Here is a 16,002-nt window from a genome sequence, read left to right on the forward strand (position 1 = left end):
CTTATTGGCACTTCGGTCGGCAATTGCTGCTGTGAGGATGTGTTGTGCACTTAGTGAGGGAACAGTTGCGAAACGTACCGGCAAAGGCCGCCGGGTTCGCTCTGGATTTTTTGCTGCCGCTTCGATGCATTAGTTGCGGACTGCGCGTTGCCACAAAAAACAGTCTGTGTGCTGACTGCTGGCAGGCCATGCCTTTCATCGACAAGCCCTGGTGCCATCGTTTCGGTTCCGCTTTTTCCTATGATGTCGGGGAAATGGCTTGGAGCCCGCGCGCGATTGCAAACCCTCCCGTTTTTGAGCGCCTCAGGGCCGCAGCGCTCTATGAGGGGCCTGCCAGAGATCTTGTGCTGGCATTTAAATTTTCGAAAAGACGTGAGCTTGCCGGACCGATGGCCAGATGGATGGCCCGAAACGGTCAGGAATTTTTGTCGCCGGACAGCGTAATTGTTCCTGTTCCGCTGCATTGGCTGCGGTTGGTTTCGCGTCGTTTCAACCAGTCAGCCGATTTGGCGAAAGAGATAGCGGCTGGATGCGGTGGGGCTTTTGAGCCGGAAATGCTGAAGCGTCGAAAACGGACCCGCCAGCAGGTGGGGCTGTCCGCCGAAGAGCGCAGGATGAATGTCCGGTCTGCCTTTGCGGTCGATCCGCGGCGCGAAACTCAATTGCAGGGCCGTCACGTCGTTTTGATCGACGATGTGATGACGACCGGATCGACAATATCCGCTTGCAGTAAAACTCTGCTTTCCGCCGGGGCCCACTCAGTGGATGTGTTGACTTTTGCACTGGCGGATCCATCACTTCGCACGTGATCCTTACCTCAAGGTGTTTCTTTCGAATGCCGGGCTCTCTTGTGTTTTCAGAGATTGGGCGCATATAACGCCGAGATTTTCCGGCGGCAGATCGTATTTCACGCATTCAGCCGTGAAGATGAAAGGAACACATTATCCAATGTCCAAAGTGGTGATCTACACGCGTCAACTTTGTGGTTTTTGCACAGCGGCCAAACGCTTGCTGGACAAAAAGGGCATCGACTATCAGGAGCAGGATGCAACCTTCAGCCCTTCGCTGAAACGCGAAATGGTGCAAAAAGCCAATGGCCGAGCGACCTTTCCGCAAATCTTCATCGGCGACAAGCATGTAGGTGGCTGTGATGACCTTCATGATCTGGAGCGGGCAGGCAAACTGGACGCAATGCTTGCGTCCTGATTAACTGGCTGTTCAACGTCTCGGGTTCACAGCAAAGGCGGTCTTATGACCTCATTCACGGCAGCATGTATTCAGCTTCGCAGCGGTAAGGATCCGAAGGCAAATTGCCGTGCGGCCGAAGAGCTGATCCGCATGGCAGCTAAGCAGGGTGCGCATTACATTCAGACACCCGAAATGTCGAATGTTCTTGTCCGTAGTCGTGAAGATCTTCTGGAGCGGATTTTTGATCCTAGCGCCGATCCATTCTTGAGCATGGCAAGATCTGTGGCGTCCGATGAGGGTGTTTTTCTGCATTTGGGGTCTTTGGCGGTCCTGAACCAGTCAGGCAAAGTGTCGAACCGGGCCTTCATGATAGGGCCAAACGGGTCGATACTGGCCACTTATGACAAGATCCACATGTTCGATGTCGATCTGCCAAACGGTGAGAGCTGGCGGGAATCTGCGACGTATGAACCGGGCCGTGAGACTGTTATCGCTGACCTGCCGTTTGCCAGGTTCGGCATGGCGATCTGCTATGATGTTCGATTTCCGGCAATCTTCCGGACACAGGCCAGAAACGGCGCTGAGGTTTTGACGGGACCTGCTGCCTTTACCCGGCAGACTGGCGAAGCGCACTGGCATGTGTTACAGCGCGCCCGCGCTATTGAAAATGGTGCTTACATCATATCTGCAGCGCAAGGGGGTCTCCATGAAGATGGACGCGAGACCTACGGTCACAGCCTTGTTGTCGACCCTTGGGGAGGCGTCCTTGCCGAGCTCGAAAATGATGAACCGGGATACATCCTTGCAGAGATTGAAATTGAGACTGTGTCCAAGGCGCGGGGAAGAATCCCCGCGATTGCCAATGAACGGGCCTTCGATTGCCATGTTGCCGAGGGCCTGAAGGAGATACCTGCGTGATCAAATACACGCTCGTCTGCAACGCCACCCATTCATTCGAAGGCTGGTTTCGCAATTCGGATGACTTTGAAGCGCAATGTGGGCGAGGCCTGGTCACATGTCCGATTTGCGGATCGACAGAAGTCAGAAAAGGGTTGATGGCACCTGCGGTTTCGACCGCACGCAAACGCGAAGCTTTTTCGACGCCCGTATCTCCAGGCGATGGCCAAGCCGAAGTCAATGAAGCGCCGTCGGCGCCGCCGATACCTGCGGACGCAGCCCCTGCAACGAGGACTTCCGCCCTTTTGCCGGCAGACCTTCAAAAGAAGGAAATTGTCGAGGCATTGCGCGTCGTACGTGCCCAGATCATTGAAAACTCTGAAAATGTCGGCTCGAATTTCGCCAAGGAAGCGCGCAAGATCCACTATGGCGAAGCCGAAGAGCGCAACATCTACGGCCAGACGACACCAAAGGATGCCGAGGCGCTGATGGAAGAGGGTATTGCCGTCGTTCCACTGCCCGACCTTCCGGACGACAAGAACTGACGGCAATCCAACTATGGTCCTGCTGCGCGTACCGGCTTCGGTTTCAAGACTGACCGACGCACGCCCACCCGAATTCTAAGTCTTTGATGCTGCCTTGCGCTTCGCGAAGGTCTTTGCCGGCTTGACCTCTTCAAGACTTTCTTCTGCTGCCTTGCTGAGTTCGTTGACGCTTTCCAATGCGGTCTCATTGAGCTCTTCTACGGCCGCGGCATTTTCAGAAAAGCTGTCTCGAAAGAGTGCGGCCTGTTTTTCAAAATGCTCTTGGTATTCGGTCGCCATCCTTGTGTAGAAAGATTGCAGAGTTGCCATGGATTCTTCCGGCATCGTGCATTGGCTCAGTGACTTGGCGCACTCGAAATCCTCGTGCAATCGATGGCTGACAAACTCCATGTGGTCGTCAAATGCCTGTTCAGCATGGGTCAGGACCGTCTTACCCATTTTCTGGAAGCTGGCGACCGCCTTTGCCTCAATCCGGTCTTCACGCTCGGCGAAGGCCCAGTTCGAAAAGGTGGGCATTGGCCACTCGGGCATGGTGAAGCCGAAATCGAAAGCACCTGCATTGCGCTTTGTTGCCATGAAACGTCCTCCGCTTTGGTGTTGGTAGGTTGCAGCTTTTTCAAGCCGTTCTGCTGACTGCCCATCGGCAGGTCTCGCGCAACGCGGCCGCTGCAGGCCCTGGGCTTCATTTCAGTTTGAATACACCAAGGTGTATTCATTATACGCCAGCGTGCGGAGGTATCCTTGACCCGTATCAAAAGTGCGTGCTGATTTTTCGATAAAGACATGGAGCCGGTTCAACCTGGGAATTTGCAGCGATGTAACAATGCGCGCTAAGGCAGATTCAGAAATTTCTGGAGCGCAATCGTTACAGCTTCAGGCGTTTCAAGCGTGGTAAGGTGGCCTGATCCGGGTATCACTTCGAGTTCGCTCGACGGAATGCGTTCATGAATTTCCCGGGAAAGCGCAGGTGGTGTCAGTCGATCTCCATCACCGACCATAACCAGAGTCGGGCAATCGATCTCGCCGAGCCTTTGTCGAGAATCGATTCTGTGGAGGATCGCGGTCTGTTGACGAACAAAGGCGTCAGGTCCCGTGTCGTTGGCCATCTCAACTACGATGGATTTCAGGCCCACATTTTCCTCGTTTTTCTCGTGTACGAACCCGGGAAAAAGCAGGTGTGGCACCTTTGCAAAGCCGCGTTTGCGGGTCAGCTCTATAAGAAAAGATCGCCGTTCCGATTGTTCCGGTGTGTCAGCGCGGGATTTGGTGTCGAGCAAAGCCAGTTTGCTGACCCGACCGGGTGCTTCCCTCATGATTTCCATCGCAATGTATCCGCCCATAGACAGGCCGATCAGCGAAAACCGTTCTGGAGCTTTTTCCAGGATTGCAGCAGCAATATCCGATATCCGGTCGTGCTGACGATGATCGGCAACCATGATCGGACGATCTTTGAATGCAGCGATTTGCGGCGCGAACAGCGCCTCCGTGCACATGAGGCCTGGAACGAAGAGGAGCGGATCGCTCATCATGTGGTCTCAGGACGCTCTGCGAGCAGCATGTAGTTCACATCCATGTCGCGGGATTGCGCCCAGCTGTCGGTCAATGGGTTGTAGCTGACCCCGCTGCGGTCGATGATATTGAGGCCAGCTGCACCGAGCGGGGCTTCAATTTCAGACGGTTTCACCAACTTGTCGTAGGAGTGAGTGCCCTTCGGCAACCAGCGAAGCACGTATTCGGCACCAAAAATGGCAAGTGCATAAGCCTTCATGGTCCGATTGATCGTTGCAACAAACATTAGCCCGCCTGGCCGGACCATGTTGCTGGTGGCCTCAAGGAAGAGGGGAACATCGGCGACGTGTTCTACCACTTCCATGTTGAGCACGACATCGAAGGTCTCACCTGCTGCTGCAAGTCCCTCAGCGGTTTCGGCTCGGTAATCGATGGTCAGCCCGGAACTTTGCATGTGCAGCCGGGCGATTTCGATGTTGGTCTGCGAAGGATCTGCGCCAACGACGTCAGCGCCCAGTCGTGCCATTGGCTCACTCAAGAGGCCTCCGCCACACCCGATATCAAGAAACCTCAACCCTTTGAACGCGTCTGAAGCCTTGGGGTCCCTGCCGAAACGACGGCAGACTTCCTGTTTGATATAGGCAAGGCGAACCGGATTGAATTTGTGCAATGGCTTGAATTTTCCGGCTGGATCCCACCACTCCTGCGCCATGGCGGAGAAACGTGCGACCTCTTCGCTGTCGATCGTCCCGGACGTCTGCTGCGCTTTGCTTGTCATCGGTGTTCCTTTCGTGAACGGTGCAGTTGCTGCTTCCGCTCGTCAGACCGCTGTCGTTTCAAAGTCCATGCCTGTTTGTCAAGGTTATAGGGGGTTTGGGAAGTTGGGGAATGGTCGCAGGAGATCCTCTTTCAGTACGCACGCTTGAGCGTTTCTCATGACAGCTTCTGAAAATTGCAAGTCCAGGCAGCGATAGCCTGGAGATGGGCGGTTGCAGCAAGGGAAAGCAGACTGTATGCATGTGCGCCGATCCATCCGGTGCAGCTGCGCCGACACGAAACGACAACAAGACTTACGAGTGGTATGGCCCGACTGGTATTGAAATTTGGCGGGACTTCGGTTGCCGATCTTGATCGCATCCGCAATGTGGCCCGTCATGTGAAGCGGGAAGTGGACGCTGGCCACCAGGTGGCGGTCGTGGTTTCGGCAATGGCCGGCCAGACCAACAAACTGGTTCAGTTCTGCCGGGAAGCGTCACCGCTTCACGACGCGAGAGAATATGATGCCGTTGTTGCGTCCGGTGAACAGGTAACCTCCGGTCTGCTTGCGATCGTGCTCCAGGACATGGGCGTCAACGCCCGCTCCTGGCAGGGATGGCAGGTGCCGATCAAAACTGATGAGAACCACGGCGCAGCCCGGATCCGCGAAATTGAAGCCGGTTTCCTGAGCGAGCGTCTGGACCAAGGGCAAGTTGCCGTCCTGGCAGGATTTCAAGGGATCTCCCCGGACAATCGCATTGCAACGCTCGGGCGCGGGGGTCAGACACGAGCGCCGTGGCCATTGCTGCGGCCATCAAGGCAGACCGATGTGATATCTATACCGATGTCGATGGCGTCTATACCACCGACCCTCGCATCGTCCCCAAAGCGCAGCGTCTCGGCCGGGTTTCGTTCGAGGAAATGCTGGAGATGGCGTCTCTTGGAGCAAAAGTTCTTCAGGTGCGTTCCGTTGAGATGGCCATGATCCATGGCGTGAGGACCTTTGTCCGCTCCAGTTTCGACGATCCGGAAGCATCCCAGGTCGGCGCTGACGGCCTTCCGATTGGTACTCTAATTTGCGACGAGGATGAACTCGTGGAACAGCAGGTTGTCACCGGCATTGCCTATGCCAAAGACGAAGCTCAAATTTCAATTCGCGACGTGGCTGACAAGCCGGGTGTCGCCCAGTCCGTGTTCGGCCCTCTGGCAGACGCGCACATCAATGTCGACATGATCGTCCAGAACATATCTCCTGACGGAAAGACCACGGACATTACTTTCACGGTTCCGGAAGGTGATTTCGACCGTGCCAAGAAAGTGCTGGACGACAACCGTGACGAGATCGGTTTTCAGGCTCTTGAAGGGGCGACCGATGTGGTCAAGGTCTCTGTCATCGGCATTGGCATGCGCTCTCATGCCGGGATTGCTGCGCAGTGCTTTAGCGGTCTTGCGTCGAAGGGGATCAACATTCGCGCCATCACGACATCGGAAATCAAAATCTCCGTCCTGATCGATTCCGCCTATGCAGAACTTGCGGTTCGGACTCTCCATTCGCTATACGGGTTGGACGGATAGCATTTTCTGCAAGAGATCACTGATCGGGATCCTTACGGGAACTTGCAAGAAGCGGGATCAATCGGGGGCGCAATGCGCAGCAACCTAGCCGGACCGCGCCTGTTGCTCCGCCGGCTTCGCGAAGTCATGGCGGAGCCAATCACGGCGCAAGAGCGACTCGACAAGATCGTTGTGCTGATCGCGTCGAACGTGGTCGCCGAGGTCTGTTCCGTTTATATTCTGCGTGCCGATGGCGTTCTTGAACTCTATGCAACGGAAGGCTTGAACCGGGCCGCCGTCCACAATGCCTCACTGCGTGTCGGGCAAGGGCTGGTCGGGCTGATCGCTGCCGAAGCACGTCCTCTCAATCTTCCGAACGCCAGCGCGCACCCGGGATTTGCGTACCTGCCCGAAACGGGTGAAGAAGCATATAATTCGTTTCTTGGTGTGCCAATTCTCCGAGCGGGCCGGACCCTTGGTGTACTCGTCGTACAGAATCAGTCGCACAGGACATATCTGGAAGACGAGGTTGAGGCTCTTCAAACTACTGCCATGGTGATTGCCGAGATGGTTGCGGCAGGCGAATTGGAGGCGATCGCTCAAAAGGCCACCGGGCTTGATTTGTCGCGGCCGATTACAGCCAATGGTGTCGGTCTTTCAGAAGGTGTCGGGCTTGGGCATGTGGTTCTGCATGAACCGCGTGTTGTCGTTACCAACCTGATCGCGGAAGACACAGACAAGGAAAAAAGCCGGTTGGAAGCCGCCATCAATCGATTGCGGCTCTCTATCGATGACCTGTTGGCGAGCGGTGAAATCGCTGCAACGGGTGAGCATCGTGAGGTGCTCGAGGCCTACCGGATGTTTGCCTATGATCGCGGTTGGATCAGGAAGATCGAAGACGCGATCAAGAATGGCCTGACAGCAGAAGCTGCCGTCGAAAAAGTGCAAAGCGACACGCGTGCGCGGATGTTGCGCCAGACGGATCCCTATCTACGTGAGCGGCTCCACGATCTGGATGATCTTGCTCACCGCCTGATCCGAGAATTGATGGGGCGTGAACACGGTCCAGGCTTCGACGAGCTGCCGCAAGACGCCATCATTGTCGGACGAAACATGGGTGCCGCGGAGTTGCTTGACTATGGCCGCGACCGCATCCGGGGCCTTGTGCTTGAAGAGGGCGGGCCGACCAGTCACGTGACCATCGTAGCGCGTGCCCTCGGTATTCCGATGGTTGGTCTGGTGGATGACATTGTCAGTCTGGCAGACGGCGGCGACGCAATCATTGTCGATGGTGATACTGGTGAAGTTCACCTGCGGCCGGCTGCGGATCTGGAAAATGCTTACGCGGAAAAGGTGCGGTTCCGGGCACGCCGTCAGGCGCAGTACCGCAGGCTGAGAAACAAGCCGTCTGTTACGCGCGACGGTGTCGAGTTCTCATTGCAGATGAATGCCGGTCTTCTGGTCGATCTGCCGCATCTGGAAGAATCGGGCGCGGCAGGTGTCGGACTGTTTCGGACCGAGCTACAGTTCATGGTCGCTTCGTCGTTTCCGCGCATGCGTGAGCAGCAGCAGCAATATACGCAGATCCTGAACGCGGCCGACGGCAAGCCGGTGACCTTCCGATCGCTAGATATCGGCGGCGACAAGGTTCTTCCTTACCTGCGTTCGATCCAGGAAGAAAACCCGGCCATGGGTTGGCGTGCCCTCCGGCTTGGGCTGGATCGGCCAGGCTTGCTGCGAACACAGATCCGGGCGCTCCTGCACGCAGCCGCCGGCCGGGACCTGAAGCTGATGTTTCCGATGGTTGCGGTCGTTGATGAGTTCCTGGAGGCAAAGTCGCTTGTCGACAAGGAAGTGAAGCACTTGCGGCAGCATGGCCATGCAACGCCGGAAAACATCCGGTTGGGTGTTATGGTTGAAGTGCCTTCACTTCTGTTCCAGCTCGAAGAACTGATGGATTGCGTGGACTTTGTCTCTGTCGGTTCAAACGACCTGTTTCAGTTCTTCTGTGCGGTCGACCGGGGCAATACCCGTGTCGCGGATCGTTTCGACACTTTGGGTGTCGGCTTCCTGCGCGCCTTGAAATCCATTGCGGACGCAGCACATAAGGCTCATGTCCCGGTGACACTGTGCGGTGAACTCGCAGGACGCCCACTTGAGGCCATGGCATTGCTCGCACTCGGCTTTAGAGACCTTTCGATGTCTCCAGCCTCGCTGGGTCCGGTGAAGACGATGTTGCGAACCGTCGATGCGGGCCGCCTGTCTGCACGGCTGCTGCCCAGGTTGGAACCGGGCCACAATGACAGGAGCATTCGGGACGTGCTGCAGCGCTTTGCTGCCGAAACCGATGTTGCTCTTTAGCACGATCAGGCTTAACTCATTCCCGCATTGGGGTTTTAGGAGAATCAGCGCGTATGCTGGCGCGTCACAAACTTGATAATTTGTTGGACCGTTTTGCCGAGATCGAGCATCTGATGTCAGCGAGTCCGGACCCTGCTGCCTATGTCAAACTGTCTCGCGAATATGCAGGGCTTGAACCACTGGTTTTCAAGATTCGGGCCCTGATCAAGGCGGAAGACGAACTGTCCGATGCAGAAGCATTGATGTCCGACCCCGAATCGGATGCGGAAATGCGTGAGCTCGCTGAACTGGAATGCAGTGATCTGTCTGCAACCGTTGAAACTCTGACACAGGATGTGCGGATCGGCCTGCTGCCGAAAGACGAAGCGGACACAAATGACGCCATTCTGGAAGTTCGTGCTGGCACCGGCGGGGACGAAGCTGCTCTTTTTGCTGGCGATCTCTTCCGGATGTACCAGCGTTTTGCGGAACTTCGGGGCTGGAAGGTCGAAGTGCTTTCTGCAAGCGAGGGAGAAGTAGGCGGCTACAAGGAAATCATCGCTTCCGTTTCCGGTGACAGTGTATTCGCGAGGCTGAAATTTGAATCAGGCGTGCATCGGGTGCAACGTGTACCTGCAACTGAGTCGGGTGGCCGGATCCATACATCGGCGGCGACTGTCGCTGTGCTGCCGCAGGCTGAGGATGTCGACGTCGACATTCAGGACAGCGATCTGAGGATTGATACCTTCAGGGCCTCAGGAGCGGGTGGTCAGCACGTCAACACCACAGATTCTGCGGTGCGTATCACGCATATGCCAACTGGTATCGTCGTGGCTGTGCAGGATGAACGCTCTCAGCATAAGAACAAGGCCCGAGCCATGCAGTTGCTCCGTGCTCGCATATATGACGAAGAGCGGGAACGGGCTGCCAGCGAACGTACGGAAGCTCGCCGCCTTCAGGTCGGGTCCGGCGACCGTTCCGAACGAATTCGGACTTACAACTATCCCCAGGGGCGCGTCACCGATCACCGCATCGGTTTGACCCTTTATAAACTCGACCAGATCGTTGCCGGCGAAGGCCTGGGCGAAGTGATCGATGCATTGACCGTGGATCATCAGGCAAATCTGCTGGCATCGGAAGAAGCCTGATCATGACGGTCGGCCAGCTTTATCGGCAGGTGCGCGACTTGTTTCGAGATGCACAGATCGAGCTACCTGAACTTGATGCGAAACTGTTGGTGAGCGCCGCGTTGGGTATCTCGATCTCTGATCTGATGCTGCGCGGCGATGATCCGGTAAGCGAAACAAACTCCGCGACCGCGAAAACCCATGCGGAAAAGCGCCTTGCCGGGATGCCAGTCGGGCGAATCCTGGGGGAAAGAGAGTTTTACGGCAGACGGTTTGTCATGAACCCGGCGACGCTGGAGCCCCGTTCCGACACAGAAGCTTTGATCGATGCGGTGCTCGCATTGAGCGTTCCGACCCAGGAACAGTTGTTTTGCGATTTAGGCACCGGGACCGGTGCCATTGCGGTGACGCTTCTTGCTGAAATGAAAAGATCAAGGATGGTTGCCGTCGATCTATCCTTTGAAGCCCTGTCCTGTGCTTCCGAAAATGCTGATTTGCATGAGGTGTCTGATCGGTTTTTACCGCTTTGTGCCGACTATGCATCCGCGCTCGCCGGTGCAAAGTCCGGCGTCTTTGATTGGGTGGTGAGCAATCCGCCTTACATCCGTACGCATGACCTTGAAATGCTGAGCCCGGAAGTGATTCAGCATGATCCTGTTTTGGCACTTGATGGCGGTGTAACCGGATTGGATAGTTATGTGCGAATCATCGCGCAAGCCGAAATGCTTCTCAAGTCAGGCGGTAGAATTGCACTTGAAATTGGCTTTGATCAGGCAGGCGCCGTTGAAAAACAGTTGCGTCATCATAGCTTTGGAGCAATTGAAATCGTTAAGGATCTTTCAGGAAACGACCGGGTGCTGCTGGCCTGTCGGCAATAATTCTACCGTTTTGATCCAAGAGCGAAAAAGCACTTGGAAAACTCGACGGAAACGGTTAGGTTCCAGTTGCCGAGACCGGAGATGTGATCAGCGTTCAGCGGGGCATAACGCATCCGGCAGCGTGGGAACTGACGCAAATTTAGCGCCATGGAAACCGTTGCGTATCGGACTATCCGGTGTTTTCGGACTGTCGAAGAAAAAGACAATCGCGTTGGCCTTTGGCCTGTAGCGCGCTGCGTATGTTTTCAATGACAGCCGCTAACCAGCATTGTTGGTTTCGGTAATGTATTTCGTGTCGGTTTTATACAATTCCGATGTTGGGTCAACGGCAGTTGACCGCCGTTCCGCAAGAGAAAACGGCAGGATGAGACCAGGAAATCAAAGCAATAAGCGTATGCGCGGAAGGGGCCGCAAAGGTCCTAATCCGTTAACCCGGACTTATGAGTCTAACGGTCCAGATGTGAAAATCCGTGGCACAGCGATGCATATTGCGGAGAAGTACCAGCAGCTTGCACGCGATGCTCAGGCATCCGGCGACCGTGTGATGTTCGAGAACTACAATCAACACGCCGAGCACTATCAGCGAGATCGTGGCTGCAGCGCAGCCGCAGCAGCAACCTGCCGCGCAACAGCAGCAACAAGCTCGCAACGAAAATGAAGAAGCGCCTGATGCCGCGCAGGCCAATGGCTCCGGTGCTGCTAACGGGTCGGAAAGACCGGCGCAGCAGGAACAAGCTTCTGCTGATGGCGACGTTGTCGATGCGAACAGCCCGCAGCCCTTTATTGAGGACATGCCGGTGATCGATCAGGAAGGCAAGGTCAATGGCGCCGGTCAGAAGGCCGAGTCCGCTGAGGATGCCGAGCCGGACGAAAAACCGCGCCGACGGGCCCGTACGCCTAGAACACGCGCTCCTCGCCGGAGCGCTGCCGAGGATACGACTGCCGAAACTCCCGCTGATGGCGGCAGTGCGGAGGCTCCACAAGCAACTGCAGAGGGCGCTGAAGAAGATCAGCCGAAACCACGGCGACGGACAACACGCGCTCGACGACCAAAAGCAGCTGAAGAAAATTCTGCGGAAGCTGGTGCCGGCGAATAGGCCACCCGCGACAATTGAATCATTGGAACGGCGCTTCATTGGAGCGCCGTTTTTCTTTGGGGTGCGGTTTTTGTCGCGGGGGACTTTTGTGATGAAAATGCAACACTATATATGAGTGGCAGTTCGAAAATAGCTGTGCGGATGCCTGATTGCAGGGTCCGGATCCAAAGACGCTCTCCACGCTTCGGGTGGTACGGGCGGATAGGAGGTTGAATATGAACTTTGAAAAATACACAGAGCGTGCCCGCGGCTTCGTCCAGTCCGCTCAGACCTTTGCGCTGGGGCGGGGCCATCAGCAGTTTGCCCCAGAACACATACTAAAAGTGCTTCTGGACGATCCGGAAGGCATGGTAAGCGGCCTGATTGATCGGGCCGGAGGCCAGTCAAAGGCATTGAAAGGCGACCTTGAAGGCCTGTTGGAGAAAATGCCAAAGGTTTCAGGCGGGTCTGGTCAGCTCTACATGGGTCAGGCCACGGCGCGTCTCTTTGAACAGGCCGAAAAGATTGCTGAAAAAGCCGGCGACAGCTTTGTCACGGTAGAGCGGTTGCTGCTGGCGCTTGTCATGGACAGCGGGAGCGAAGCTGGCAAGCTGTTGAAGCGACATGGCGTGACGCCCAACGGTCTGAATGAAGCGATCAGTCAGCTTCGTCAGGGCCGGACTGCGGACAGCGCAACGGCAGAAAACCAGTATGACGCTCTCAAGAAATATGCCCGGGACCTGACGGCGGTTGCCCGGGACGGTAAGCTCGACCCAGTTATCGGGCGCGATGAGGAAATTCGTCGCACGATCCAGGTTTTGTCGCGTCGAACCAAAAACAACCCTGTACTGATCGGTGAGCCTGGTGTTGGCAAGACTGCAATCGCAGAAGGTCTCGCGCTGCGTATTGTGAATGGAGACGTGCCTGAGTCGCTCAAGGACAAGCAGCTCCTCGCACTCGACTTGGGTGCGCTTATCGCTGGCGCCAAATATCGCGGTGAATTCGAAGAACGCCTGAAAGCGGTGCTGTCAGAAGTCGAGGCGGCCGCTGGCAATATCGTCTTGTTCATCGACGAAATGCACACGCTGGTCGGCGCCGGGAAGGCCGATGGCGCGATGGACGCTTCGAACCTGCTCAAACCCGCTCTGGCGCGAGGTGAGCTTCACTGTGTGGGAGCGACAACGCTCGACGAGTATCGCAAGCATGTTGAAAAAGATGCCGCGCTTGCCCGTCGTTTTCAGCCGGTCTTTGTCAGTGAGCCGACTGTTGAAGACACTGTCTCGATATTGCGTGGTATCAAGGAGAAGTACGAACTTCATCATGGCGTTCGGATCACCGATTCTGCGGTTGTTTCGGCAGCATCGCTTTCCAACCGCTACATCACTGACCGGTTCTTGCCTGACAAGGCGATCGATCTGATGGATGAAGCTGCGAGCCGTTTGCGTATGCAGGTCGATTCCAAACCAGAAGAACTGGACGAACTCGACCGCCGGATCATTCAGCTGAAAATCGAGCGCGAAGCCCTGAAAGTCGAAAGCGACGAAGCGTCCAAGGATCGTCTTGCCAACCTTGAAAGGGAGCTGACCGAGCTGGAGGAACAGTCGCAGGCACTTACGAACCGTTGGCTTGGCGAAAAGGAAAAATTGAACCTTGAACAGAAAATCAAGGAGCAGCTTGAGCAGGCTCGGATTGATCTGGAAATCGCGCAGCGAAGCGGTGACCTGTCGCGGGCTGGTGAACTCGCCTATGGCGTGGTTCCGGACCTTGAGAAGAAGCTGAGCGATGCCGAGGCGTCCGAGGGCAAGGACGCCATGGTGGACGAGGCCGTTACGCCCTCGCACATTGCTCAGGTTGTTTCGAAATGGACCGGCATTCCGGTCGACAAGATGCTGGAAGGCGAGCGGGAAAAGCTGCTGCGGATGGAAGATGTTCTTGCCGGGAGAGTGATCGGTCAGGCGGAAGCCATTCATGCGGTTTCTACAGCCGTGCGCCGGGCGCGTGCCGGTCTTCAGGATCCAAACCGGCCGATCGGCTCTTTCATGTTCCTTGGGCCAACCGGTGTCGGCAAAACGGAGCTGACCAAGGCGCTGGCGAGCTTCCTGTTCGACGATGACAGCGCGATGGTTCGCATCGACATGTCGGAATATATGGAGAAGCATTCCGTATCTCGATTGATTGGCGCACCTCCGGGATATGTCGGTTACGAGGAAGGCGGTGCGTTGACTGAAGCCGTGCGGCGGCGCCCGTATCAGGTCGTTCTGTTCGACGAAATCGAAAAGGCGCATGGTGATGTCTTCAATGTGCTGCTTCAGGTGCTTGATGATGGGCGTTTGACTGATGGTCAAGGACGGACAGTCGACTTCCGCAATACGTTGATCATCATGACGTCAAACCTTGGTGCTGAGTATCTGGTCAACCAGCCGGAGGGTCAAGATACAGATGCAGTGCGCGATGAAGTCATGGGCGCGGTCAGATCTCATTTCCGGCCTGAGTTTTTGAACCGGTTGGATGAGATCGTTCTGTTCCATCGCCTGCAGAGGTCGCAGATGGCCGACATCGTCAAGATCCAGCTTGAGCGGCTCCGCAGCCTGCTCAGCGATCGCAAGATCACGCTGAACCTGGATGATGGTGCCCTCGGCTGGCTGGCGCAGAAAGGGTACGACCCAGCCTACGGAGCCAGGCCGTTGAAACGTATTATCCAAAAGGATGTTCAGGATCCCTTGGCAGAAAGACTGCTGTCTGGAGATATCCTTGATGGGCAGACCGTGGATGTTTCAGCAGGTGCGGACCGTCTTCTGTTCCAGGTTGCCGGTTCTGAAATCGTAGCTGCCTGACATTCGTTCTAAGCCGAAATGACTAAAGCCCGCGGACGCCAATCCGCGGGCTTTTTCGATCCAAACAGATTTTCCGATCTTCTAATTGATCGCAGCAACGCGGGAAGGCTTGCGGGCGCGATCAATCAAAGTGTCGACACGGTAGCGCTCTGCTTCAAATGCCGTGCGCATCTCGCCATCGAGGGTACGGCCCTTGGGCAGCTTGATCCGCATCGGGTCCATGTAGCGCCCATTGACAAGAACCTCATAGTGCAGGTGAGGTCCGGTCGACAGACCTGTCGAGCCGACATATCCGATAATCTGGCCCTGGGTCACACGTGCGCCTTCGCGTACGCCTTTGGCAAAGCCGGTCATGTGATTGTAGGTAGTGGTATAGCCGTTGGTATGACGCAGTTCGATCCTGCGTCCATAGCCTGAACTCCAACCGGCTTTTTGGACCGTCCCGTTGCCTGCCGCCATGATCGGTGTACCGCGCGGCGCAGACCAGTCAACTCCACGGTGCATTTTGGTATATTTGTGGATCGGGTGACGGCGCATGCCGAAGCCGGACCGGAACTTGCCGCCATTGAGCGGTTTGCGGATCAGGAATTTTTTCGCGCTCTGACCCGAGTTGTCATAAAAGTCCATGATGCCGTCGTCGGGTGTCCGGTAGCGATAGAATTCTCGCTTGGTGCTGCCGGTGTTCAGAGCAGCATAGAGGATCTTCGGTGCCGCATTAGCATCGGACTGGGTAAAGAACAGTTCCAATGCATCGCCTGGCTGTACGCGGGCGTTGAAATCGACGTCGAAAGAGAACATCCGCACCAGATCGTTGATGATCTCCTCCGGCAACTCTTGCTCGAGGGCCGTTTGGTAGAGGCTGTCATAAATGGCTGGTGTCGGACCGCCGTATGAAACGCGGTCCGCCTCCTCGAACGCACCTGCCAAAAAGGTGCTCGGCTGCTGGGCCTTGATGTAGTTGCCGCTATCGGCCCGGGCAACTGTCGCCTGGTGCTCGGTGTTTTCATAGAGGCTGATGCGTTCCGGCCTCATCCGCTCAAGATCGTCTGGTGACGGCGCGTAGGCAATACGTAGCCTCTGGCCTTCAGCCAAACCTGCTATATCGAAATGATCTTCAAAAGCTGCCGTGATCGATTGGGCCTCTGCATCGGTCGCATCGTGATCTTTCAGAATGTCGATCAGGTTGAGCCCTTCGGTGACCGGAACAATGCTTTCGTCCATACCGGCAAACCGGATCTCCTCATCGCGCTTGGAAACGAAAGAAACGTTTTCAGGCGTGATGCGAACAGCATAGCGTT

At 56.0% G+C, this 16,002-nt stretch carries 12 protein-coding genes and 2 pseudogenes (1 of these 14 cut by a window edge); 10 read left to right on the top strand and 4 right to left on the bottom strand.

Annotation, left to right across the window (positions count from 1 at the left end; genetic code table 11):
- Positions 1 to 53 precede the first annotated feature (53 nt).
- From ACZ1HV_RS18260 to ACZ1HV_RS18275, 4 genes are all read left to right on the top strand, one after another.
- Positions 54 to 809 (top strand): ComF family protein, encoded by a 756-nt coding sequence (locus ACZ1HV_RS18260; RefSeq protein ID WP_472715931.1) that lies wholly within the window; start codon positions 54 to 56, stop codon positions 807 to 809.
- 139 nt (positions 810 to 948) lie between these two features.
- Complete coding sequence (gene grxC, locus ACZ1HV_RS18265) at positions 949 to 1,206, top strand: glutaredoxin 3 (protein WP_298963722.1); 258 nt, start codon at positions 949 to 951, stop codon at positions 1,204 to 1,206.
- Between the two features lie 45 nt (positions 1,207 to 1,251).
- Positions 1,252 to 2,106, top strand: coding sequence for a carbon-nitrogen hydrolase family protein (locus ACZ1HV_RS18270; RefSeq protein WP_298817104.1), 855 nt, complete (start codon positions 1,252 to 1,254; stop codon positions 2,104 to 2,106).
- Positions 2,103 to 2,630 carry a DUF1178 family protein gene (locus tag ACZ1HV_RS18275; RefSeq protein WP_298817102.1) on the top strand — a complete coding sequence of 176 codons (528 nt, stop codon included), beginning with the start codon at positions 2,103 to 2,105 and terminating at the stop codon, positions 2,628 to 2,630. Before ACZ1HV_RS18270 ends, ACZ1HV_RS18275 begins: the two co-directional genes overlap by 4 nt.
- 75 nt (positions 2,631 to 2,705) lie before the next feature.
- On the opposite strand, the gene ACZ1HV_RS18280 is transcribed toward ACZ1HV_RS18275, so the two are convergent.
- The 3 genes from ACZ1HV_RS18280 to ubiG form a co-directional block, all read right to left on the bottom strand.
- Positions 2,706 to 3,206 (bottom strand): hypothetical protein, encoded by a 501-nt coding sequence (locus ACZ1HV_RS18280; RefSeq protein WP_472715932.1) that lies wholly within the window; start codon positions 3,204 to 3,206, stop codon positions 2,706 to 2,708.
- A 254-nt stretch (positions 3,207 to 3,460) separates the two neighbouring features.
- Positions 3,461 to 4,156 (bottom strand): alpha/beta fold hydrolase, encoded by a 696-nt coding sequence (locus ACZ1HV_RS18285; RefSeq protein WP_298817098.1) that lies wholly within the window; start codon positions 4,154 to 4,156, stop codon positions 3,461 to 3,463.
- Complete coding sequence (ubiG, locus tag ACZ1HV_RS18290; protein ID WP_472715933.1) at positions 4,156 to 4,917, bottom strand: bifunctional 2-polyprenyl-6-hydroxyphenol methylase/3-demethylubiquinol 3-O-methyltransferase UbiG; 762 nt, start codon at positions 4,915 to 4,917, stop codon at positions 4,156 to 4,158. Before ubiG ends, ACZ1HV_RS18285 begins: the two co-directional genes overlap by 1 nt.
- A gap of 303 nt (positions 4,918 to 5,220) precedes the next feature.
- Between ubiG and ACZ1HV_RS18295 the strand changes: the two are divergent.
- From ACZ1HV_RS18295 to clpB, 6 genes and pseudogenes are all read left to right on the top strand, one after another.
- Positions 5,221 to 6,470, top strand: a pseudogene (locus ACZ1HV_RS18295) (aspartate kinase).
- Between the two features lie 72 nt (positions 6,471 to 6,542).
- Entirely contained in the window at positions 6,543 to 8,810 is a 2,268-nt protein-coding gene (gene ptsP / locus ACZ1HV_RS18300; protein WP_472715934.1) for a phosphoenolpyruvate--protein phosphotransferase, read from the top strand.
- A 53-nt stretch (positions 8,811 to 8,863) separates the two neighbouring features.
- On the top strand, positions 8,864 to 9,937 hold the full coding sequence (gene prfA / locus ACZ1HV_RS18305; protein ID WP_298985393.1) for a peptide chain release factor 1: 1,074 nt from the start codon (positions 8,864 to 8,866) through the stop codon (positions 9,935 to 9,937).
- Between the two features lie 2 nt (positions 9,938 to 9,939).
- On the top strand, positions 9,940 to 10,794 hold the full coding sequence (gene prmC, locus ACZ1HV_RS18310) for a peptide chain release factor N(5)-glutamine methyltransferase (protein WP_472715935.1): 855 nt from the start codon (positions 9,940 to 9,942) through the stop codon (positions 10,792 to 10,794).
- A gap of 364 nt (positions 10,795 to 11,158) precedes the next feature.
- A pseudogene (locus ACZ1HV_RS18315) lies at positions 11,159 to 11,891 on the top strand (DUF4167 domain-containing protein).
- Between the two features lie 215 nt (positions 11,892 to 12,106).
- Positions 12,107 to 14,704 (top strand): ATP-dependent chaperone ClpB, encoded by a 2,598-nt coding sequence (clpB, locus tag ACZ1HV_RS18320; protein ID WP_472715936.1) that lies wholly within the window; start codon positions 12,107 to 12,109, stop codon positions 14,702 to 14,704.
- Positions 14,705 to 14,785: 81 nt separating this feature from the next.
- Here the strand turns inward: clpB and ACZ1HV_RS18325 are convergent, their stop codons facing one another.
- Positions 14,786 to 16,002, bottom strand: the 3' portion of a protein-coding gene (locus ACZ1HV_RS18325; protein WP_472715937.1) for a M23 family metallopeptidase. It continues 67 nt past the right edge of the window; 1,217 of the gene's 1,284 nt are visible here — the last part of the coding sequence; the start codon falls outside the window, past its right edge — the gene reads right to left on this strand; its stop codon occupies positions 14,786 to 14,788.

It is taken from the genome of Roseibium sp. JB4-4 (assembly GCF_055693425.1).